A 21,171-nucleotide genomic window follows, 5' to 3' on the forward strand; every position below is an offset into this window, starting at 1 on the left:
GCGGGGGCGGCGGCGCCGATGCGCCGCCGCCCCCGCTCGGGACGGAATCGCCGGTCAGCCGGTGCCGAGGATGGCGTCCACGAAGCCCTCGGGGTCGAACGGGGCGAGGTCGTCGGGGCCCTCGCCCAGGCCGACGAGCTTGACCGGCACGCCCAGCTCGCGCTGGACCTGGATGATGATGCCGCCCTTGGCGGTGCCGTCGAGCTTGGTCAGCACGATGCCGGTGACGTTGACGACCTCGGCGAACACCCGCGCCTGGCGCAGCCCGTTCTGCCCGGTGGTCGCGTCGAGCACGAGCAGCACCTCGTCCACGCGCGCCTTCTTCTCGACCACGCGCTTGACCTTGCCCAGCTCGTCCATGAGCCCGGTCTTGGTGTGCAGCCGCCCGGCGGTGTCGATGATGACGGTGTCGACCCGGTCCTCGACCCCGCGGGCGACCGCGTCGAACGCGACGCTGGCCGGGTCGGCCCCCTCGTCGCGGCGGACCACGGGCGCGCCGACGCGGCCGCCCCAGGTGGCGAGCTGCTCGGCGGCGGCGGCGCGGAAGGTGTCGGCGGCGCCGAGCACGACGCTGCGGCCGTCGCCGACGAGGACGCGGGCGAGCTTGCCCGTGGTGGTGGTCTTACCGGTGCCGTTGACGCCGACGACCATGACGACGGCGGGCGCCTCGGGGTGCGGCTCGGTGCGCACGGTGCGGTCGAGGGCGGGGTCGATCTGGGCGAGCAGTTCGGCGCGCAGCAGGCCGCGCACCTCCTCGGGGGTGCGGCTGCCGAGGACCTTCACCTTGGTCCGCAGCGCGGACACGATCTGGGTGGCCGACGTGACGCCCACGTCGGCGGTGATGAGGGTGTCCTCGATCTCGTCCCAGGTGTCGTCGTCCAGCCGGTCGGCCGACAGCAGGCCGAGCAGGCCCTGCCCGAAGACGTTCTGCGAGCGCGCCAGCCGCGCGCGCAGCCGCACCAGGCGGCCGGCGGACGGCGGCGGGGTCTCGATCTCCGGGACGGGCGGCGGTTCGGCGACCGCCGTCGCCCCGGCGGCTTCGTCCGGTCCCGCCTCCTGCTCGACGCGCTCCTCGGGTTCGGCGACGGCGGTGCCGGTGCCGGAGGGGGTGCCCTCCGGCGCGGAGGTGTCGCGCTGCTCCGGGCGGCGCGGCCGGATCAGGAAGACGCCGCCGAACACCAGGAGGGCGACGACGAAGACGGCGACGGCGAAGATCGTGTAGTCCATAACGCCGTCCAGTGTCGCAGAAGAAGGGTCGCGTTGCGGTCACGCCGGGCCCGGTGTCCGGCGGCCCGTCAGGTGGCGCGGTGGCGGGTCGTCCGCAGGATGAGGAGGAAGAACGGGGCGCCGAGGAACGCGGTGACCACGCCCAGCGGAAGCTCCGCGGGGGCGATGACGGTGCGCGCGATGACGTCGACCAGGACCAGGAACGCCGCCCCCGCGATCAGCGACATCGGCAGGATGCGCCGGTAGTCGGCGCCGACGAGGCGGCGGACGATGTGCGGCACGACGATGCCGACGAATCCGATGAGCCCGCTGACCGACACCGCCGCCGCGGTCGCCAGGGACGCCGCGCCGATCACCGCCAGCCGCACGGCGGTGGGGTTCATGCCGAGGCTCTGCGCCTTCTCGTCGCCGAGCGCGAGCAGGTCGAGCAGGTAGCCGCAGCCGAGCAGCACGAGTGTCGCGGCCGCGGCGTAGGGGGCGATCATCGCGACGTCCTCCCAGCCGCCGCGGTTGAGGCCGCCGAGCACCCAGGAGTAGATGCGCCGCAGCTCCTCGATGCGGGTGGTCTGCACCAGCGTCTGCGCGGCCGACAGGAACGACGAGACCGCGACCCCGGCGAGCACGAGGGCGGCGGTGCCGCCGCGGCCCGCCGAGGAGCCGAGCGCGTAGGCGGCGGCCACCCCGGCCAGGGCGCCGACGAACGCGGCGACCGGCACCAGGCCGCGGGTGCCGCCGTCGAACAGCAGCGGGCCGTAGGCGATGACGGCGGTGGCGCCGAGCCCGGCACCGCCGGCCGCCCCCAGCAGGTAGGGGTCGGCCAGCGGGTTGCGGAACACGCCCTGGTAGGCGGCGCCGGCGGCGGCGAGCAGCGCGCCCACCAGGGCGCCGAGGACCACCCGCGGCAGCCGCAGTTCCACGATGACCGCGACCTGGCGGTCGTTGAGCGGGGAGGTGACGCCCAGCGGGAGCCGGCTGAGCAGTTCGCGGGTGACGTCGGCCGGGCCGAGGCTCGCCGCCCCGGCGGCGGCGCCCACGACGAGCGCCGCCGCCAGCGCGGCCACCGCGGCCGCGAACCACGGCCACACGGTCCGGGACCGCCGCACGGGCTACCGCCCCTGGGCGGCGGTGACCGCCGCGGACACGCTCTCGGCGAGGTCCACGACGCGCGGCCCCCACCGCGAGGCGATGTCGGGGTCGAGCTCCACGACGTCGCCGTTCTCCACGGCGGTGACGGTGTCGAAGGCCGGGCGCTCGGCCAGCTCGGCGGCCGCGTCCTCGCCGCCGTAGGCGAGGAAGACGAGGTCGGGGTTCTGCTCCACGACGAACTCGGCGGAGAGCTGCGGGTAGCCGCCCGCGGTGTCCTCGGCGGCGTCGGCGATGTTCTCCAGCCCGAACTCGCTGTAGACCTGGCCGATGAACGTCTCGGAGGTCACCGAGTACATGCCGGCGTCGAGCTCGTGGTAGTAGGTGAGGTCGGTCTCGCCCAGCTCCTCGCGGGTGGTGGCGACGATCTCGTCCACCTCGTTCTCGACCTCGGTGGCGGCGGCGTCGGCCTCCTCCGCGTGGCCGGTGGCCTCCCCGAGGAGCCGCATCTGGGCGTAGGTGTCGTCGAGGCCGACGGCGGCCTCCATCACCAGGACCGGGATCTCCACCTCGTCCAGCTGGGCGGCGGTGTCCTCGGCGTCGCGGGCGAGGACGACCAGGTCGGGATCGTGCTCGCTGATGGCCTCGACGCTGGGGGTGAACCCGGACAGGTCGGTGGTCGGCGCCTCCTCGGGGAAGTTCGAGTACTCGTCGGCGGCCACGACCTGGTCGCCGGCGCCGATGGCGAACAGCATCTCGGTGCTGCTGGGCGACAGGGACACGATGCGCTGCGGCGCGGCGTCCAGGGTGACCTCGCCGCGGGCGTCGGTCACGGTGGCGGGGAAGCCCTCCCCCGCGCTCGCGCTCGGCTCGGACTCCGGGGAGCCCTCGCCGCCACCGCAGGCGGACAGGGTGAGGACGGCCAGCAGCAGGACGGCCGGCGTTCGGCGTGCGATGCGCACGGGACTCCTTCTTCTCAGGGGCGAGGGAAGGGTCGCGAAGCCCGCCGGGAAGGGGACGGACTGCCCTTCCCACGAGGACAGCAGGCGTCGGCACCGCGGAGGCGACCTGGCTCGTCCCCGGAGGGGGCGTCACAGTTGCGGGACAGCGCCGGGTTCCCGGCCGCCGGGGCGGCCGGACCGGACTTCGCTCGCGCGGTACCGCCGACCTGGCGGAACCCCGCCCGGTCGGCGTGTCCACTTTAGACCGTGGTGGGCGGGCGGTCGGGCGCGCCCCGCCCGCTATCCGCGCCGGTCCAGCTTCTGGCTGATGACCTGGGAGATGCCGTCGCCCTGCATGGTGACGCCGTAGAGGGCGTCGGCGGCCTCCATGGTGCGCTTCTGGTGGGTGATCACGATGAGCTGGGAGGACGCCCGCAGCTCCTCGAAGATCACCAGCAGCCGCTGGAGGTTGGTGTCGTCCAGGGCGGCCTCGACCTCGTCCATGACGTAGAACGGCGACGGGCGCGCCTTGAAGATGGCGGCGAGGAACGCCACGGCGGTCAGCGAGCGCTCGCCGCCGGACAGCAGCGACAGCCGCTTGACCTTCTTGCCGGGCGGGCGGGCCTCGACCTCGATGCCGGTGGTGAGCATGTCGTCGGGGTCGGTGAGGATGAGCCGGCCGTCGCCGCCGGGGAAGAGCCGGCCGAAGATCTGCGCGAACTCCCGCTCGACGTCGGCGTAGGCGGCGGAGAACACCTCCTGCACGCGGGCGTCGACCTCCTGGACGACGGTGAGCAGGTCGCGGCGGGTCTTCTTGAGGTCTTCGAGCTGGGCGGTGAGGAACGCGTGCCGCTCCTCCAGCGCCGCGAACTCCTCCAGCGCCAGGGGGTTGATCCGGCCGAGCTGGCCCAGCTGGCGCTCGGCGGAGCGCAGCCGCTTCTCCTGCACCTCCCGCACGTAGGGCACGGGGACGGCGTCCTCGGCCGCCGCGCCGGGGGGCGGCGGGACCGGAACGGCCGGCCCGTACTCGGCGACGAGGGTGGCGACGTCGACGCCCATCTCCTCGACGGAGCGGGCCTCCAGCTGCTCCAGGCGCAGGCGGCGCTCGGCGCGGGCGACCTCGCTGCCGTGCACCACGTTGACGAGCTTCTCCAGCTCCACCGACAGTTCGCGGACGCGGGCGCGCACCGACTTCAGCTCGCCGTCGCGGGCGGCGCGCTCCTCCTCGGCGGCGCGGCGCTCGGCGTCGGCGGCGGCCAGCGACACCTCGATGCGGGCCAGCGCGCGGGACGCGGCGTCGGCGACCGCGCGGGCCACCCGGGACTGGCGGGCGCGGCGGGCCCGGCGCCGCGCGGCGCGCTCGCGGGTGCGCCGCTCCTCGGCGGCGGCGCGCAGCAGGTCGTCGGCCCGCCCGGCGATGGAGCGCACGCGCTCCTCGGCGGTGCGCACCGCGAGGCGGCCCTCCATCTCGGTGGAGCGCGCCGCGGCGGCGGCCTCGGCGAGGGCGTCGCGCCGCTCGGTGTCGGGGTCGCCGTCGTCCACGGGTTCGGCCTCGGCGGCGGCCAGGCGCTCCTCCAGCCCGGCGAGCCGTTCGAGGTCGCTCTGCCGGCCGGCGGCGGCCTTCGCGGCGGCCGCCGCGTAGCGGTCGACCTCGGCGGCGGCGGAGCGGGCCTGGCCGCCGAGTTTGCCCAGCCGCTGGGCGATCTCGTTGCGGTGGCGGTCGGCGGCGCGGCGGCGGACGGTGAGCTGCTCGACCGCCGCGGCGGCGCCCGCGCGCTCCTGCTTGGCCGCCGCCAGGTCGGCGGCGGCGCGCTTGCCCGCAGCGGCCGCCGCCTCCAGCCGCTCGGCGGCCTCGTCCACCGCCGCCTGGACCTCCAGCAGGCTGGGCGCCGACGACGAGCCGCCGTGGACGAGGACGGGCCCGATGACGTCGCCGTCGGGGGTGACGGCGCGGACGCCGGGGACGGCGTCGGCGAGGCGGCGGGCGCGCTCGGTGTCGGGCACGAGCGCGGTGCGGTCGAGCAGGGCGGCGACAGCGGCGGCCAGGTGCGCGGGCGGGGCGACGGCGTCGGCGGCGTAGCGCAGGCCGTCTGGCAGGTCGGGCCACTGGTCGCGCGGCGGGGTGCCGGGGGCGGCGCCGGCGACGACGACCGCCGCGCGTCCGGCGTCGTCGGCCTTGAGCAGGTCGAGCGCCGCGCCGGCGGCGGCGGGGTCGGCGACCGCGACGGCGTCGGAGGCGGCGCCCAGGGCGGCGGCGACGGCGGTCTCGTGGCCGGGTTCGACCTCGATCAGGGCGGCGAGGGAGCCGAGGAGGCCGGGCAGCCGGTCGCCCGCCGCGAGGAGGGCGGCGGCGCCGTCCTTGCGGTTGAGGCCCATCTCCAGGGCCTCCTTGCGGGCGGCCAGGGCGGCGCGCTCGCGCTCGGCGGTGCGCTCGGTGTCGCGCAGCTCGTTGAGGGCGGCCTCGGCGGCGGCGAGCACCTCGGTGGCGGACTCCAGGGCGGCGTCGAGTTCGGCGTCGCCCTCGTCGCGGCCGGCGGATTCGGCGGCGGCGTCCTCGTACTCGGCCTGCGCGGCCTCGGCGCGTTCGCGGGCCTCGACGGCGGCGGTGTCGAGGCGCTCGACCTCGGCCTCGCTGGCGGCGAGCCGGCTGCGCAGGCCCTCGACCCGGCCGCGCAGTTCGGCGAGGCCCTCGCGGCGGTCGGCGGCGGCGCGGGCGGCGGCGGCGATGCGCCGCTCCTCGGTCTTCAGCGCCTCCTCGGCGGCGGTGCGCTCGGCCACGGCGGCGTCGAGGACCTCGCGGGCGTCGTCGAGCCGGTACTGCAGCTCCTCCTCCTGGGCGCGGACCTCCTCGGCCTCGCGCTCCAGCTCCTCGGGGTCGCGGCCGGGGCGCTCCTCGGCGGGTTCGGCGGCGAGGTTGCGGTGCCGCTCGGCGGCGAGGTCGGCGACGGCGCTGAGCCGCTCGCGCAGCCGGGACAGCCCGTGGTAGGCGTCCTGGGCGCGGGCCAGCAGCGGGGCGGCCTCGGTGGCGGCGGTGTCGAGCAGGGTCTCGCGGGCCTGGGCCTCGCTCAGCGCGCGCTCGGCGGCCTCGCGCCGGGTGCGCACGGCTGCCTCGTCGGCCTCCTCCTTGTGCAGCGCCTCGGTGAGGGTGACGATGTCGTCGGCGAGGAGCCGCAGCCGGGCGTCGCGCAGATCGGCCTGGACGGTGGCGGCGCGGCGGGCGAGTTCGGCCTGGCGGCCGAGGGGCTTGAGCTGGCGGCGCAGCTCGGTGGCGAGGTCGGTGACGCGGTCGAGGTTGCCCTGCATCGCGTCGAGCTTGCGGAGCGCCTTCTCCTTGCGCTTGCGGTGCTTGAGGATGCCGGCGGCCTCTTCGATGAGGGCGCGGCGCTCCTCGGGGCCGGCGTGCAGGACCGTGTCGAGCTGGCCCTGGCCGACGATGACGTGCATCTCGCGGCCGATGCCGGAGTCGCTGAGCAGGTCCTGGATGTCGAGGAGCCGGCAGGTGTCGCCGTTGATGGCGTACTCCGAGCCGCCGTTGCGGAACATGGTCCGCCGGATGGTGACCTCGGTGTAGTCGATGGGCAGCGCGCCGTCGGAGTTGTCGATGGTCAGGCTGACCTCGGCGCGGCCCAGAGCGGGGCGGGAGGACGTGCCCGCGAAGATGACGTCCTCCATCTTGCCGCCGCGCAGGGTCTTCGCGCCCTGCTCGCCCATGACCCAGGCGAGCGCGTCGACGACGTTGGACTTGCCGGAGCCGTTGGGGCCCACGACGGTGGTGATGCCGGGTTCGAAGCGGAGGGTGGTGGCCGAGGCGAAGGACTTGAAGCCGCGCAGCGTGAGGTTCTTCAAGTACACGCTGTGCCCTCCTCGTCCGCCCGGCGCGTTCGCGTCTCCCCAGGCGTCAAGGGTGCCACGGAACGGCCGGTCGCGGCGCCGGAACGGGTGCGGCCGGGGGCCGGGGGCGTTCGGGCACGGCGGCGCCCGCGCGGGAGGCGTGCGACCCGGGGGTCGGGCCGCCCGTTCGCGGGCGATCGGCTCGTCCGCCGAGGATTGGCAAAATCATCCTCGGGGTACACCACAGGTGGAATCAAGGTCGACACTCGGAGTACAGGGAAGAACCCCCAGTGGACCCAGGGACGCCGGGAAAGTGGCGTCCCTTACCGTTCTCGCAGCTATGAGTGAGTCGTCACGCGAGCGCGGGCTCGCGGTCGGTCGCGCCGACGGTGACGTCGGCGACAGCGGCGGAGAGCTGGTCGTTCCGCGCCTGAAGTCGGCCGACCTCGTCCTCAAGGTCGCGTACTCGCTTCTGCAGCCGCCGCATCTCCTGAACCATACGCGGGTCAGGACCGCCGACGTGGCCAAACAGAGCCTTCGCCATGATGTGGGTCCTCCACATTGAGTGACCAGATGACATTCAACGCACGTGTGAGCCACGGAGCCGCGGTCGAGTCCGGCTCGTCCGCGTCGTGGGCGAAAGGCGCGCGGTCTGCCTTCCAGAGTCTCACCATGGGCGTCGCTGGTCAAGATTGAACGAAACAGTAAGTAACCAAGCAGTAACCGGGCAGGTCACAGCGCACGGTCCGATGTGGGGTACCCCCCGAAGCGGAAGACCGGCGGCCGTTCGCCCGTGGCGCGCGAGGCACCGGTGGGCGTCGCGGAACCGCCGCGGGGAACCCGCGGATCGCGTCGCCCCTCTAGCATACTCACCGCTCGACGAATCCGGGGGAGGATCCCCGCGGTTTTCCCCACCGCTCGACCACGCCGTCCACCCGACCTGGGGTATCACCGGTGCGAAGAAGGGAGAGCAATTCGTCACACTGGGCGCGCGGCCCCTCGGCCACCACCTCCACCCGGCCGTCGGCCAGGTTCGTGGCCGCGCCGGTCAGCCCCAGTTCGAGCGCGCGCGAGCGCACCCACCAGCGGAAGCCCACGCCCTGCACGCGGCCGCGGACCCACGCGGTGAGCCGCGCGGGCGTGTCGGCGCCGTCGGTGTCCGCCATGGCCCCCTCCCCTGTCCGGTTCAGCGTCCGGCCGGCCGCGGCGCGCGCGGCCGGGGCTGGCACTTCGGGCAGCTGAACGACGACCGGTTCATGAACGGGTCGCGCCGGATCGGCGTCCCGCACCGCTCGCACGGGCGGTCGCGCCGGCCGTACGCCTTCAGTCCCCGTTCGAAGTACCCGCTCTCGCCGTTGACGTTCACGTACAGCGCGTCGAAGGACGTGCCGCCCTGCGCCAGCGCCTCGGTCATGACGGCGCGGACCTCGGCCAGCAGCACCGCGACCTGGGCCGGGCGCAGGGTGGCGGTGGGCCGCGCCCAGTGCAGCCGCGACCGCCACAGCGCCTCGTCGGCGTAGATGTTGCCCACCCCGCTGATCAGCGACTGGTCGAGCAGCGCCCGCTTGACCTCGGTGCGGCGGCGCCGCAGCGCGTGGCCGAACGCCTCGTCGTCGAAGGCGGGGTCGAGCGGGTCGAGCGCGATGTGCCGGATGACGCCGGGCACGGGCGCGCCGCCCGCCTTGGGGTCGGCGACCAGCGGCTCGACCATCAGGTGGCCGAACGTGCGCTGGTCCACGAACCGCAGCTCGCGGTCGCCGGTGTCGAGCCGGATCCGCAGGTGGCGCTCCGCCGCCCGGCCGGGCTCCTGCACCAGCAGCTGCCCGCTCATGCCGAGGTGGGCGAGCAGCGCCTCACCGGAGTCCAGGGTCAGCCACAGGTACTTGCCGCGCCGCCGCACGGCGTCGACGGAGCGGCCGGACAGGCGGGCGGTGAAGTCGGCGGGGCCGGCCAGGTGCCGGCGGACGGAGCGCGGGTGCAGGACGTCGACCGCGCCGAAGGCGCGGCCGGTCACCCACTGGTCCAGTCCGCGCCGGACCACCTCGACCTCGGGGAGCTCGGGCATGGGGGGTCAGGTCCGGTTCTCGTCGGGCAGGGCGGTCTCGGAGCGGGCGCGGATGGCCTTCCAGGCCGATTCGGCCGCCTGCTGCTCGGCCTCCTTCTTGCTGCGCCCCTCGCCGAGGCCGTAGTCGGTCCCGGCGACCCGCACGGTGGCGCGGAAGGTCTTCTGGTGGTCGGGGCCGCTCTCGTCCACGTGGTACTCGGGCACGCCGAGCATCTCCGCGGCGGTGAGCTCCTGCAGCGAGGTCTTCCAGTCCAGGCCCGCGCCGAGCCCGGAGGCGGTGGCGATCAGCGGGTCGAACAGGCGGTGGACGAGGTCGGAGGCGACGTCGAGGCCGCGGTCGAGGTAGACCGCGCCGATGATGGCCTCCAGGGTGTCGGCCAGGATGGAGGACTTGTCGCGCCCGCCGGTGCCCTCCTCGCCGCGGCCCAGCCGGATGTAGGCGCCGATGCCCAGCCCGCGGGCGACGTCGGCCAGCGCCCGCATGTTGACCACGGCGGCCCGCAGCTTGGCGAGCTGGCCCTCGGGCAGGTCGGGGTGGCCGCGGAACAGGGTGTCGGTGACGATCAGCCCGAGCACGGAGTCGCCCAGGAACTCCAGGCGCTCGTTGGTGGGCAGGCCGCCCTTCTCATAGGCGTAGGACCGGTGGGTCAGCGCGCGCGCCAGGACCTTGGCGTCGAGTTCGACCCCGATGGCGCGGTAGAACTCGCGGGCCTCGGCCGCGTTGAGTTGAGTGGCCAACGACGTTCACACCCCTAATCTCCGGCGCCGCCCACGTGGGCGCACGGGTTGTCCGTTGCACGGCTGCGCTCAGAGCCGATCAGGGACGCTCGAAGGCGTGGTGGTCGCCGCGGCGGGGACTCCCCTCCCCGGCGACCACCACGGCCTCGGGATGGGCCCGAACCGGCGCGGTCTCTCGTTGTGTCCGGGGCGCCCCCCGGAGAGCCCGAAGAGCGGGAGGGTGTGCACCCGCCCGCTCCGATGGGCCGCCGCCCCGCGGCGGGTCCGCGCCGGACCCGCCGGGGCGCGCGTCAGGACGCCGGGTTGATGACCTGGCGGTTGTTGTAGGTGCCGCACGTGGGGCAGGCGACGTGCGGGAGCTTCGGGTCGCGGCAGCGCGGGCAGGTGACCAGCACCGGGCGCGACGCCTTCCACTGGGAGCGGCGGGTCCGGGTGTTGCTCCGCGACATCTTCCGCTTCGGGACGGCCATTTGCTTCAATCCTCCTGGGTCACCCGCGCGGTCGGCGGGAGCGAACGTACTTGCGCCGCCCGCGCGCGGGCGGCGGTGGCCCTCACGTGGACGGATATCCGGCTACCGGGGGCTCCGGTCCGCGGAATGCGAACTCATCGGTCACCGGGCTCCTCGCCCAGATCCCGCAGCGCCTCCCAACGGGGGTCGACGCTGTCGCCGTGGCCGTGTTCGGGGCCGGCCTCGGCGAGCTTCACGCCGCACTCGACGCACAGGCCGGGACAGTCGTCCCGGCAGAGCGGCGACAGCGGCAGCGCGAGCACGACGGCGTCGCGGACCACCGGCTCGAGGTCGAGTGAATCGCCCTCAAGATAGTAGTCCTCATCCTCGTCCTCCGCGTCCACGTCGTCGGCGGCCCGGAAGTCGTCGTCGGACGGGTACCGGAAGAGCTCCTGGAACCCGGCCTCCAGCGGCTCGGTGATCGGGTCGAGGCACCGCGCGCACTCGCCGACGGAGTCGGCGGTGGCCGTACCGGTGGCGAGCACGCCCTCCATGACCGCTTCCAGCCGCAGGTCGAGCTCGATGTCGGCGCCCTCGGGCACGCCGGCCATCGCCGTGGCGAACCCGGCGGGGGCGGGCACGACGCGGCTCTCGGTCCGCGACGAACCGGGCTGGCGTCCCAGGGGCCGGGTGTCGACCGCGAACCGGGCACGGGAATCAGGTCGAGACAGGGTGATCGCGCTTTCGGTGTGGTCCGCCGCCCGCTGGCGCGGGCTCTGCGGCTCGGATGTTCGGACGGCCGCGCGGGGCGGGCGCCGGCCCGCACGCGGGCATGGCCGTCTCGCAGTCTAGCGATCCGGCCAGGTCATGCCCAAATCAGCGGGCGCGCTCAGCCCCGGGGCGCCGCCGGGCCGGTGCCGTACTTCTCGCGCAGCGCCTGCTCGACGTTGGGCGTGACCAGGCTGCTGACGTCGCCCCCGTACTGGGCGACCTCCTTGACCAGGCTGGAGCTGAGGTAGGAGTACTGCGGGTTGGCCGTCATGAACATGGTCTCGACGCCGGAGAGGCGGTAGTTCATCTGGGCGATCGACAGCTCGTAGTCGAAGTCGCTGACCGAGCGCAGGCTGCGGATGATGATGTCGATGCCGTTCTCGCGGCAGAAGTCGACGAGCAGCCCGTCGAACTCCGCCACCCGCACGTTGCCGAGGTCGGCGGTGCACGCGCGGAGCAGGTCGAGCTTCTCCGGGACGGTGAAGAGCCCGCGCTTGTTGACGTTGTTCAGAACGGCCGCGACGACCTCGTCGTACTGCCGCGCCGCGCGCCCGATGATGTCGATGTGACCGTTGGTGACCGGGTCGAAGGACCCGGAGCAGACGACTCGGCGCACGGTGAGCGTTCCTCTCTGGCGTCCAGCACGGGCGTTCGGGGCCCTTCTGCCGATTGTGCCCGGAGGGTCACGTTTCGCCGGAAAGGCTCGCGGCGTGACCGTACCAAAGCGCCGCCTCGCCGTAGCGGCGGACCCGGGCCGGCGCGTACCCCTCGGGCCACACCAGATCGGGGTCGCGGGCGGCGCGCTCGATGACGACCAGGGCGCCGGGCGCCAGCCACCCGCGGTCGCGCAGCGCGGCGAGCACGGCGTCGACCTCGTCGGCGCCGACCGCGTAGGGCGGGTCGGCCACCACCAGGTCGTAGCGGCCGCCGGCCGGCCCGGCGTCCAGCACCCGCCGCACCCGGTCGGCCGCGACCTCGGCGCCGGGCAGGCCGAGCGCGGCGACGTTGCGGCGCAGCACGCCCAGCGCCCGCCGGTCGGACTCCACGAGCAGCGCGTGCGCGGCGCCGCGCGACAGCGCCTCCAGGCCGATGGCCCCCGATCCGGCGTACAGGTCGAGGGCGCGCAGCCCGTCGAGCGGGCCGAGGTCGGACAGCGCCGAGGCGAACAGCCCTTCGCGGGCCCGGTCGCTGGTGGGGCGGGTGGTGCGGCCCTCGGGGACGGCGATCCGCCGCCCGCCCGCCGCTCCGGCGATGATGCGGGTCATGGGGGCCACGGTAGCGCGGCGGGCCCGGCCGGGCCGGTCAGGCCTTCTCCAGGTACTCCGCCCGCTCTTCGTCGACCAGTTCGGCGAGCGCGGCGGCCAGCTCCGGGTGCGCGGCCAGCTCCGGGTCGCCGTCGATGAGGGCGACGGCCTCCTCGCGGGCCTCGCGGATGAGGTCCTCGTCACGCAGCAGGGTGAGCAGGCGCAGCGAGGACCGGCGGCCGGACTGGGCGCCGCCCAGGACGTCGCCCTCGCGGCGCTGCTCCAGGTCGACCCGCGAGAGCGCGAAGCCGTCGGTGGTGGCCGCAACGGCGGCCAGCCGCTCGCGGGCCGGGGCGCCGTCCTCGGCCTCGGTGACGAGCAGGCACAGCCCCGGCAGCCTCCCGCGGCCCACCCGGCCGCGGAGCTGGTGCAGCTGGGAGACGCCGAACCGGTCGGCGTCCATGATCGCCATGACGGTGGCGTTGGGCACGTCGACGCCGACCTCGATGACCGTGGTGGCGACGAGGACGTCGATGTCGCCGGCCGCGAAGCGGCGCATGACGGCGTCCTTGTCGTCGGGGGCGAGCCGGCCGTGCAGGGCCTCGACGCGCAGGCCGGACAGTGGTCCGGCGGCGAGCCCGGCGGCGGTGTCGACCACGGCCAGCGGGGGGCGGCGGGGGGCGCCGCCCTCGGGGTCGCCGGTGTCGGGGCCGTCGGCCTCCTCGGCGGACGGGGCGTCGGTGTCGCCGCCGATGCGCGGGCAGACCACGTACGCCTGCCGGCCCTGCCCGACCTCCTCGCGGATGCGCTGCCAGGCGCGCTCCAGGAAGTGCGGCTTGTCGGGGACGGGCACCACGTGGGTGGCGACCGGGGACCGCCCGGACGGCACTTGGGTGAGGGCGACCACGTCGAGGTCGCCGTAGACGGTCATGGCGACGGTGCGCGGGATGGGCGTGGCGGTCATGACCAGGACGTGCGGGCGGCCCTCGACCGCCTTCTCCCGCAGGGCGTCGCGCTGCTCGACGCCGAAGCGGTGCTGCTCGTCGACCACCACCAGGCCGAGGTCGGCGAACCGCACGTGCTCCTGGAGCAGGGCGTGCGTGCCGACCACGATGCCCGCCGCGCCCGAGGCGGCGTCGAGCAGCGCCTCGCGCCGGGCGGCCGCCCCCTGCGACCCGGTGAGCAGGGCGACGCGGGTGGCGGTCTCGGCGCCGCCGAGCCGCCCGGCCTGGGCCAGCGGGCCGAGCATGGCGGTGATGGAGCGGTGGTGCTGCTGGGCGAGGACCTCGGTGGGGGCGAGCAGGACGGCCTGCCCGCCGGAGTCGGCCACCTGGAGCATGGCGCGCAGCGCCACCAGGGTCTTGCCGGCGCCGACGTCGCCTTGGAGCAGCCGGTGCATGGGGTGCCGGGAGTCGAGCCCTTCGGAGATGACCGCGCCGACCTCGGTCTGGCCCTCGGTGAGGGTGAAGGGCAGGGCGGCGTCGAAGGCGTCGAGCAGCCCGCCGGAGACGCGCGGGCGCGGGCGGGCGGGGAGCGCGGCGGCCTCGCGGCGGCGGCGGGCCAGCGCCAGTTGCAGCACGAACGCCTCGTCCCACTTGAGCCGGCGGCGCGCGGCGGCGATGTCGGCGCCGTCGGCGGGGCGGTGCACGCGGCGCAGCGCGTCGGCGACGCCGGTCAGCCGGTGGCGGGCGCGGAGGGCGGCGGGGAGCGGGTCGGGCAGGTCGTCGCCGAGCTGGTCGAGCAGGACCCCGACGCAGCGGGCGATGTCCATGGACGACAGGTCCTTGGTCGCCGGGTAGATGGGGATGGGCCGCTCGGCGAAGGCGCGCGCCCGGGCGTCGCCGGTGCCGTCGTCGGGCAGCATCTCGTAGGTGGGGTGGGCGAGCTGCTTCTTGCCCCGGTAGGACGACACCTTCCCGGCGAACATGCCGCGCCGCCCGACGCGGAGTTCGCGCTGGTGGAAGGCGACCTTGTGGAAGAACGCGAGGGTGAGCCGGCCGGTGCCGTCGGTGATGACGACCTCCAGCAGGCTGCGGGGGCGGCCCCCGCCGCCGCGCCGCAGGTCGCGCCGCGACACCGAGTGGACGTCGGCGAGCACGGTCACCTGCTCGCCCTCGGCCAGCGCCGCGAGGTCGGTGAGCTCGCCCCGCTCGGCGTAGCGGCGCGGGTAGTAGCCGAGCAGGTCGCCCGCTGTGCGCAGGTCCAGTTCGGCGGCGAGCTTGGTGGCCGCCGTCGCGCCCAGGGTCGTGCGCAGCGGCTCGTCCCGACTGATCACCCGCGTCTCCTCGTCCCCATCCGCGTTCCCTCATTGTCCCCCGCAACGGTAGAACGTCCCTACCGCACGGCACCGACAGCGCGGCGGCGCGCCGGGCGGCCGGGGGATCGGCGGCGCCGCTCGGCGCGGTCGGGTCGGCCCCGGTGGCGGGCTATACTCGGTGCAGCGATCCATGCGCGGGGGACGGCCGTCGGCCGGAGCCCCGGTGCGGGGGGCCCTGGGCCCCGCGCGATCGCGTGCGCGGTCGGCCCGCGCGTCCGCCTTCGGTTCGGGGTCGGGCCCGGGCGTCGTGTACGCTTCCACGGTTGGCGCGCCGCGTCAGCCTGCTCACCAGACCTCTCTCGGGTCGATGTTCCACGTGTGCCCGCACACGGGCCCGAGCGCTTGAATGGAGTTACCGTGGCTTCCGTCTGCGACGTCTGCGGCAAGGGACCAGGGTTCGGTAACAGTGTTTCCCACTCGCACCGCCGCACCCGCCGCCGCTGGAACCCCAACATCCAGACCGTGCGCACCCGCCTGGGCGGTACGCCCAAGCGCCTGAACGTGTGCACCTCCTGCATCAAGGCCGGCAAGGTCGACCGCTGACCCGGGCGGATCGCCCCCGGTCCACCGCCAACGCCGAAGAGCGCCGACGACCCCGTGTCGCGGCGCTCTTCGGCGTTGGCGGTGGGTCGCGCGGCGGGTGCGGCGGCGGTGCGAGCGCGGCCCTCACAGGTCGCAGGGGGCGCCGTTCAGCGAGCAGGTGATGGGGCTCTGCGCGGGCCCCTCGGCGGTGAAGTCGACGGTGACGGAGGCGCCCGGCGCCAGTCCTCCGCTGCCGGCGGGCGGCCGTGCGACGACCCCGCTGTCGGTGGGCTCCCACTCGACGCTGTCGGCGGAGGTGACGCGGGCGTCGGCGAACCCGAGGTCCAGCTCCCAGTCCTCCAGGACGTCGGCGCCGGTGTTGGTGACGGTCACCCGGCCGGTGAACGTGCCGCTGGAGGACTCCACGGTGCGGTAGGAGACCGCGCTGACGCTGGTGTCGCCGCCGCCGGCGGCGGGGGCGGAGGGCGACGCGCCGCCCGCTCCGGGGTCGAGCGGCCCGCTGGCGCCGGGGCTGCCGGAGGGGCCGTCGCCGGGGTCGCTGAAGCGGAGGTAGATCTGGGTGGTGCTGTAGCCGAACAGGGTGAGCGCCAGGGTGGTGCCGGACACCAGCAGCACGGTGAGGAACCGCGGGGGCTGGACGCGCTTGGGGACGGTGCTCTCCAGCACGTGGCCGACGGTCGCCAGCGGGCCGGAGTCGGCGGGTTCGGCGCGGTGCGCCCCTCGGCGGTCGCCGCGGGCGCGGCGGGCGCGGGCGTCGGCCGTGAGCGGGTCGGCGCGGCCGGAGTGCATCCGGTCGGAGATGTCCTGTGATGCCCCTGGGGTCTCCCCCCCAGGCCGGTGATCCGCTCGACGTGGGCGCACGGCGACCCCGATCCGGTGCTGACTGACGACAACGCAGCCAGAGCTTAGCGTGATTTCACCGCCAAACCCGACATCCCCGCCGCGCCCCCGCCGCCACCTGCGCGGCGGCGCCGGGGTCAGCGGAAGTGGTCCCACCCGGCGCCGTCGTCGGCGGCGCCGCCGACGGTGACCCCCTCCCCCGCGGCCACGCCGCCGATGCGCCGCCAGCCGGGCGGCACCGCCCCGGGCGGGAACGCGGCGGCCAGGGCGTGGTCCTCGCCCCCGGCGAGCATGAACGAGCGCGGGTCGCGGTGCGCCGCCCCGGCGGCGGCCAGCCGGTCGGCGGCCGCGGTCAGGGCGGGGTCGGGGCGGAGCAGCCCGGGGTCGACGTCGAGTGCCACCCCGCTGGCGCGGGCGATGTGGCCGAGGTCCTGGAGCAGTCCGTCGCTGACGTCGAGCATGGCGGTGGCGCCGGCCGCCGCGGCGCGGGGCCCTTCGGCGTAGGGCGGGCGGGGCCGGCGGTGCTCGCGCAGGCACGGCGCCCACGCGGAGGCCGGGCCGTCGGCGGGGGCGCCGGGGGGCGGGGCGAGGCCGGCGGCGATCAGGGCGTGGCCCGCCGCAGAGAGGCCGAGCGGCCCGCAGACGGCGAGGACGTCGCCGGGCCGGGCGCCGTCGCGGCGGACCGGCGGGCGGCCGCCGAGGTCGCCGAGGGCGGTGACGGCGATGGTGAGGACGTCGGAGCGCACGGTGTCGCCGCCCGCGACGGTCCCGCCGGAGGCCGCGCACTCGTCGCGCACCCCCTCGGCGAACGCGTCGGCCCAGGCGACGGGGAGGTCGGGGGGCGCGGCCAGCCCGATGAGCAGGGCGGTGGTGCGCGCGCCCATGGCGGCGATGTCGGCGGCGTTCTGCGCGACGGCCTTGCGGCCGACGTCGTGCGCCGTCGACCAGTCGCGGCGGAAGTGCCGCCCCTCGACCAGCAGGTCGGTGGTCGCGACCACGCGGCGGTCGGGGGCGGCGACGACGGCCGCGTCGTCGCCGGGTCCGAGGGGAAGGTCGTCCGTGCGGGGGTACCGTGCCGTGAGGCGGGCGATCAGCCCGAACTCACCCAGGTCCCCAATGGTGCTCACCACAGCCCTCAGGGTACGGTGACGTGCCCGGTGCGGTGGCCGAGCCCCGCGTCGTCCGCGGGCCGCTGCGCGCCCGCCCGCGACCGTTTTCCCTGAGGAGGTTCCATGGTGCAGGCATACGTCTTGGTCCAGACGGAGGTCGGGCGCGCGGCCGATGTGGCGCGCGACATCGCCGCCATCGAGGGGGTCACCCAGGCCGAGGACGTCACCGGCCCCTACGATGTCATCGTGCGGGCGGAGGCCGAGGACGTCGACGCGCTGGGGCGGCTGGTGGTCGCCCGCATCCAGCGGCTCGACGGGATCGCACGGACCCTCACCTGCCCGATCGTCAACATCTGAGCCGATACGGGGGCCGACGGTGCGACCTGCGCGATCTGCGCGACGTGCGGCGGTGGGGGCGGCGCTGGGCGTCGCCGTGCTCGCGGCGGGCTGCGCCGGCGCGGTGCGCGTGCCGCCGCCCGAGCCGGAGGGCGCGGCGGCCGACCGGTGCGCGGCGCTGGTCGGGCGGCTGCCCGACACCCTGCTCGGCGCGGACCGCGCGGCCGTGGAGCCCGATTCGCCCTACGTCGCGGCGTGGGGGGACCCGCCGATCGCGGTGCGCTGCGGGGTGGAGCGTCCCGAGGGGCTGCGGCCCGACTCCGAACTGATGGTGGTCAACGACGTCGCCTGGCTGCCGCAGCCGGCGGACCGGCCCACGCTGTTCACGTCGGTGGGCCGCGAGGTCTACGTCGAGGTCACCCTGCCGCCGTCCTACGGCGCGCCCGCCGACGGCCTGGTCGAGGTCGGCGGGCTGGTCGCCGAGGAGGCGCCGCCGCTGCCCGACGGCGAGCTGTAGCCCGCCGTGCGACGCGACGGGGCCCCTCGACCGTGTCGAGGGGCCCCGTCGTTCCGGCCGCGGCCGGGGGTCACATGCCGCCGGTGAGGGCCTCGATGCCGCCCGCCTCCTCCAGCTCGGCGGCGGTCATGTCGAGCGCGCCGGAGCAGGACGCGCCGGGCTCGGGCACGTCGGTGCTGCGCTCGAACATGCGGAGGAACTTGCCGAGCCGCTCGTCGGCGGGCGACTCCAGCTCGATCTGCTTGCCCCAGGCGCTGGCCACGATGGGCGCGGGCATGTCGGCCTCGTCGTAGGGGCTGACGAGGATGTAGCTGCCGTTGCTGTACAGGGAGCTCAGCGTCTCGACCTGGTCGTCGGGCAGCTCGGGGTCGTAGGTGATCCACACCGCGCCGTGCTCCAGGGAGTGGACGGCGTTCATGGTGGACAGCGGGGCGTCGTAGACGCCGCAGTTCTGCCAGATGGCGTGGTGGTCGCCGCCGACGGGCGGCTGCTGCTCGTAGTCCACCGGGGCGGTGACGTGCTCGTTGGTGAGGCCGTCGAAGGTGCGCAGCCCCTCGATGTTGCGCCGGTCCATCTCGACGTAGACGCCGAAGCCCACGAGGCCGAGCAGGACGACGGCGGTCCCCGTGATCGCGGAGATCCGGATGATCTTGCGCTTGCGCTCCTCGCGGATGCGTTGGAGCCGCCGCTCCTCGGCCTTCTGCCGTCGGCGTTCGGCTGAGCTCTTAGCCACTGCGCTGTCTCCTACGGGGTGGACGGACGGGACGGGGGGACCCCGCTGAACCTCGACTAGCCTCGACTCAGGGGCGCTCCATCCGAAACGCCCCGTTGGCCAGGATGGTTCCCATAAGTGTTGAAGAGCATATGACAGACACATCGGACGGAAAGCCCCGCAGGCGCCGGGCGGTCCCGCTGTACGTCGCGGCCGTGCTGGTGGCCGCCGCGCTGGTCTGCGGCTACCTCGCGGGCCGGCCCGGGTACCCCATCGACTCCTCCGCCGACGCCGGGTTCCTGCGCGACATGAGCGTGCACCACGCCCAGGCGGTCGACATGTCGTTCGTCATCCGCGACAAGACGGACGACCCCACGCTGCGCGCCATCGCCCAGGACATCGCGCGCACCCAGCAGGAGCAGATCGGCCGCATGCAGGGCTGGCTGGTGCAGTGGGGCCTGCCGGCGCGCTCGGCCCAGCCGCCCATGGCCTGGATGGCCGGGCACGGCGGGCACGGGGCGGGCGAGGCGCCCGACACCATGCCGGGCTACGCCTCCGACGAGCGCATGGACGAGCTGCGCGCGGCCGAGGGCACCGAGGCCGAGGTGCTGTTCCTGGAGACGATGATCGACCACCACCAGGGCGGCATCGAGATGGCCGAGGCCGAGGTGCGCCTGGGCGGCGAGGACATGGTCGTCGACTTCGCCGCCGGCATGGCCGCGGCCCAGGAGTCCGAGATCGACGCGATGAACGACCTGCTCGCCGAACGCGGGGCCTAGCGCGCCCTGGCGCCCTGGCTCGCTGGCGCCCTGGCGCCCGTCGGCCCATGGGCCCGGAACCCCGGTGGCGCCGGGGGTTCCGGGCCCGACGTGACCCGTACCTCTCCCTCACGACTCGACTTACTACGACCCGTAGAACTACAGTTTGTAGTACTACGGGTCGTCGATGACCCGGGGTTCTCGGAGAGGCGGGCATGGACGCTCTGGATCTCGCACGGTGGCAATTCGGGATCACCACCGTCTACCACTTCCTTTTCGTGCCGCTGACGATCGGCCTCTCGGTCATCGTCGCCGCGCTGCAGACGGCCTGGCACCGCACCGGCTCCTACGCCTACCTGCGCGCCACCAAGTTCTTCGGCAAGCTGTTCCTCATCAACTTCGCCATGGGCGTGGTCACCGGCATCGTGCAGGAGTTCCAGTTCGGCATGAACTGGAGTGAGTACTCCCGCTTCGTCGGCGACGTGTTCGGCGCCCCGCTGGCGCTGGAGGCGCTGCTCGCCTTCTTCCTGGAGTCGACCTTCATCGGCCTGTGGATCTTCGGCTGGGACCGGCTGCCGCGCCGCGTCCACCTGGCCTGCATCTGGGCGGCCGCCATCGGCACCAACCTGTCGGCGTACTTCATCCTCGCCGCCAACGCCTGGATGCGGCACCCGGTCGGCTTCGCGGTCGACCCCGAGACCGGGCGCGCCCAGCTCACCAGCATCTGGGCCGTGCTGAGCAACCCGCAGGCGTGGTCCACCTACCTGCACGTCGTCTCCGCCGCGTTCATCACCGCCGGCATGTTCGTCGCCGCCGTCAGCGCCTACAAGCTGTGGAGCGGCCGCGCGGAGCGCGCCGGCGCCGAGGACGGCCGGAGCGGGGCCGCCGGGGCGCCCGCCGACGGCGCCGCCGTCCGCGAGCGCGAACTGTTCCGGCGCACCCTGCGCACCGGCCTGGTCGTCACCCTCCTCGCCGGGATGGTCGTGACCGTCTCCGGCGACCACCAGGCCAAGCTCGCCGCCGCCTACGAGCCCATGAAGCTCGCCGCCGCCGAGGCCCTGTGGGAGACCGAGGACGGCGCCCCGTTCTCCGCGTTCGCCGTCGGCGACACCGACGAGCGGCTCAACCACATCGACCTCACCATCCCGCACGTCCTGAGCTTCCTGGCGACCGGCAGGATCGACGGCACCGTCGAGGGCATGAACGACCTCCAGCAGCAGTACGAGGAGGTGTACGGCCCCGGCGACTACACGCCCAACGTGTTCGTCACCTACTGGTCCTTCCGGCTGATGATCGGCCTCGGCCTCTTCGGGGTCGCGGTGGCGGCGGTCGGCCTGTGGCTCACCCGCGGGCGGCGGCTGCCGGACAGCCGGTGGTTCTACCACGGCGCGATCGCCGCCCTGCCCGCGGCGCTCGCCGCCAACATCGCGGGCTGGCTGCTCACCGAGATCGGCCGCCAGCCGTGGACCGTGCACGGCGAACTGCTCACCGCCGCCAGCGTCTCCCCCGGGGTGAGCCTGGCCGAGGTCGCGTTCTCGCTGGCCGTGTTCACGTCCATCTACGGGGTGCTGGCGGTCGTCGAGGCCGGCCTGCTGTGGCGCTACGTCAAGGCCGGGCCGTCCCACGTGGTCCCCGACCGCGCCGACGACGACAGCGACGACGCCCCCGTTCCGGCCTTCGTCTACTAGGA

Annotated in this window: 21 protein-coding genes; 5 read left to right on the forward strand and 16 right to left on the reverse strand. The window is 74.9% G+C overall.

The features are described from left to right. Positions 1 to 54: 54 nt before the first annotated feature. The 13 genes from ftsY to recG form a co-directional block, all read right to left on the reverse strand. Complete coding sequence (ftsY, locus tag NT8_RS10390) at positions 55 to 1,227, reverse strand: signal recognition particle-docking protein FtsY (RefSeq protein WP_067966924.1); 1,173 nt, start codon at positions 1,225 to 1,227, stop codon at positions 55 to 57. A 68-nt stretch (positions 1,228 to 1,295) separates the two neighbouring features. Then, a complete protein-coding gene (locus tag NT8_RS10395) occupies positions 1,296 to 2,330 on the reverse strand; it encodes a FecCD family ABC transporter permease (RefSeq protein ID WP_067966925.1) in 1,035 nt (344 codons plus the stop codon). Between the two features lie 3 nt (positions 2,331 to 2,333). Further along, on the reverse strand, positions 2,334 to 3,272 hold the full coding sequence (locus NT8_RS10400) for an ABC transporter substrate-binding protein (protein ID WP_067966928.1): 939 nt from the start codon (positions 3,270 to 3,272) through the stop codon (positions 2,334 to 2,336). 279 nt (positions 3,273 to 3,551) lie between these two features. Then, positions 3,552 to 7,103, reverse strand: coding sequence for a chromosome segregation protein SMC (smc, locus tag NT8_RS10405; protein ID WP_067966931.1), 3,552 nt, complete (start codon positions 7,101 to 7,103; stop codon positions 3,552 to 3,554). Positions 7,104 to 7,434: 331 nt separating this feature from the next. Beyond that, positions 7,435 to 7,626 (reverse strand): hypothetical protein, encoded by a 192-nt coding sequence (locus NT8_RS10410; protein ID WP_067967009.1) that lies wholly within the window; start codon positions 7,624 to 7,626, stop codon positions 7,435 to 7,437. Between the two features lie 325 nt (positions 7,627 to 7,951). Continuing rightward, the gene (locus NT8_RS10415) at positions 7,952 to 8,248 is read right to left on the reverse strand and encodes an acylphosphatase (RefSeq protein WP_067967012.1); all 297 of its coding nucleotides are present in this window, start codon (positions 8,246 to 8,248) and stop codon (positions 7,952 to 7,954) included. A gap of 20 nt (positions 8,249 to 8,268) precedes the next feature. After that, on the reverse strand, positions 8,269 to 9,147 hold the full coding sequence (mutM, locus tag NT8_RS10420) for a bifunctional DNA-formamidopyrimidine glycosylase/DNA-(apurinic or apyrimidinic site) lyase (RefSeq protein WP_067966934.1): 879 nt from the start codon (positions 9,145 to 9,147) through the stop codon (positions 8,269 to 8,271). A 6-nt stretch (positions 9,148 to 9,153) separates the two neighbouring features. Further along, positions 9,154 to 9,885 carry a ribonuclease III gene (rnc, locus tag NT8_RS10425; RefSeq protein WP_067966936.1) on the reverse strand — a complete coding sequence of 244 codons (732 nt, stop codon included), beginning with the start codon at positions 9,883 to 9,885 and terminating at the stop codon, positions 9,154 to 9,156. A gap of 290 nt (positions 9,886 to 10,175) precedes the next feature. Then, a complete protein-coding gene (gene rpmF, locus NT8_RS10430; RefSeq protein WP_067966939.1) occupies positions 10,176 to 10,355 on the reverse strand; it encodes a 50S ribosomal protein L32 in 180 nt (59 codons plus the stop codon). Between the two features lie 134 nt (positions 10,356 to 10,489). Continuing rightward, positions 10,490 to 11,071: a YceD family protein gene (locus NT8_RS10435; protein ID WP_084468814.1), complete on the reverse strand. Its 582-nt coding sequence runs from the start codon at positions 11,069 to 11,071 to the stop codon at positions 10,490 to 10,492. Between the two features lie 152 nt (positions 11,072 to 11,223). Then, a complete protein-coding gene (coaD, locus tag NT8_RS10440; RefSeq protein WP_067966945.1) occupies positions 11,224 to 11,721 on the reverse strand; it encodes a pantetheine-phosphate adenylyltransferase in 498 nt (165 codons plus the stop codon). A gap of 67 nt (positions 11,722 to 11,788) precedes the next feature. Next, the gene (gene rsmD, locus NT8_RS10445) at positions 11,789 to 12,370 is read right to left on the reverse strand and encodes a 16S rRNA (guanine(966)-N(2))-methyltransferase RsmD (RefSeq protein WP_067966948.1); all 582 of its coding nucleotides are present in this window, start codon (positions 12,368 to 12,370) and stop codon (positions 11,789 to 11,791) included. A gap of 37 nt (positions 12,371 to 12,407) precedes the next feature. Next, on the reverse strand, positions 12,408 to 14,624 hold the full coding sequence (gene recG / locus NT8_RS10450) for an ATP-dependent DNA helicase RecG (protein WP_067966952.1): 2,217 nt from the start codon (positions 14,622 to 14,624) through the stop codon (positions 12,408 to 12,410). 399 nt (positions 14,625 to 15,023) lie between these two features. On the opposite strand from recG, the gene rpmB reads away from it, so the two are divergent. Next, complete coding sequence (rpmB, locus tag NT8_RS10455; protein ID WP_067966955.1) at positions 15,024 to 15,209, forward strand: 50S ribosomal protein L28; 186 nt, start codon at positions 15,024 to 15,026, stop codon at positions 15,207 to 15,209. A 123-nt stretch (positions 15,210 to 15,332) separates the two neighbouring features. On the opposite strand, the gene NT8_RS10460 is transcribed toward rpmB, so the two are convergent. Further along, positions 15,333 to 15,998, reverse strand: a complete 666-nt coding sequence (locus NT8_RS10460) for a cellulose binding domain-containing protein (protein WP_067966959.1) — start codon at positions 15,996 to 15,998, stop codon at positions 15,333 to 15,335. Between the two features lie 188 nt (positions 15,999 to 16,186). Then, positions 16,187 to 17,179 carry a thiamine-phosphate kinase gene (locus NT8_RS10465; RefSeq protein ID WP_067966962.1) on the reverse strand — a complete coding sequence of 331 codons (993 nt, stop codon included), beginning with the start codon at positions 17,177 to 17,179 and terminating at the stop codon, positions 16,187 to 16,189. A gap of 102 nt (positions 17,180 to 17,281) precedes the next feature. On the opposite strand from NT8_RS10465, the gene NT8_RS10470 reads away from it, so the two are divergent. Further along, positions 17,282 to 17,515, forward strand: a complete 234-nt coding sequence (locus tag NT8_RS10470) for an Lrp/AsnC family transcriptional regulator (protein ID WP_067966965.1) — start codon at positions 17,282 to 17,284, stop codon at positions 17,513 to 17,515. A 52-nt stretch (positions 17,516 to 17,567) separates the two neighbouring features. Then, complete coding sequence (locus tag NT8_RS10475) at positions 17,568 to 18,011, forward strand: DUF3515 domain-containing protein (RefSeq protein ID WP_169805210.1); 444 nt, start codon at positions 17,568 to 17,570, stop codon at positions 18,009 to 18,011. 70 nt (positions 18,012 to 18,081) lie between these two features. Here the strand turns inward: NT8_RS10475 and NT8_RS10480 are convergent, their stop codons facing one another. Further along, positions 18,082 to 18,744, reverse strand: a complete 663-nt coding sequence (locus tag NT8_RS10480; protein WP_067966970.1) for a DUF3105 domain-containing protein — start codon at positions 18,742 to 18,744, stop codon at positions 18,082 to 18,084. A 131-nt stretch (positions 18,745 to 18,875) separates the two neighbouring features. On the opposite strand from NT8_RS10480, the gene NT8_RS10485 reads away from it, so the two are divergent. Together NT8_RS10485 and NT8_RS10490 are read left to right on the forward strand one after the other, a co-directional pair. Continuing rightward, positions 18,876 to 19,502, forward strand: coding sequence for a DUF305 domain-containing protein (locus NT8_RS10485; RefSeq protein ID WP_245646119.1), 627 nt, complete (start codon positions 18,876 to 18,878; stop codon positions 19,500 to 19,502). Between the two features lie 194 nt (positions 19,503 to 19,696). Then, complete coding sequence (locus NT8_RS10490; RefSeq protein ID WP_067966975.1) at positions 19,697 to 21,169, forward strand: cytochrome ubiquinol oxidase subunit I; 1,473 nt, start codon at positions 19,697 to 19,699, stop codon at positions 21,167 to 21,169. Positions 21,170 to 21,171: the final 2 nt, after the last annotated feature.

Origin of the sequence: Nocardiopsis trehalosi NBRC 14201 (assembly GCF_001552555.1) — a bacterium.
Taxonomy (GTDB): Bacteria; Actinomycetota; Actinomycetes; order Streptosporangiales; family Streptosporangiaceae; genus Nocardiopsis_B; species Nocardiopsis_B trehalosi.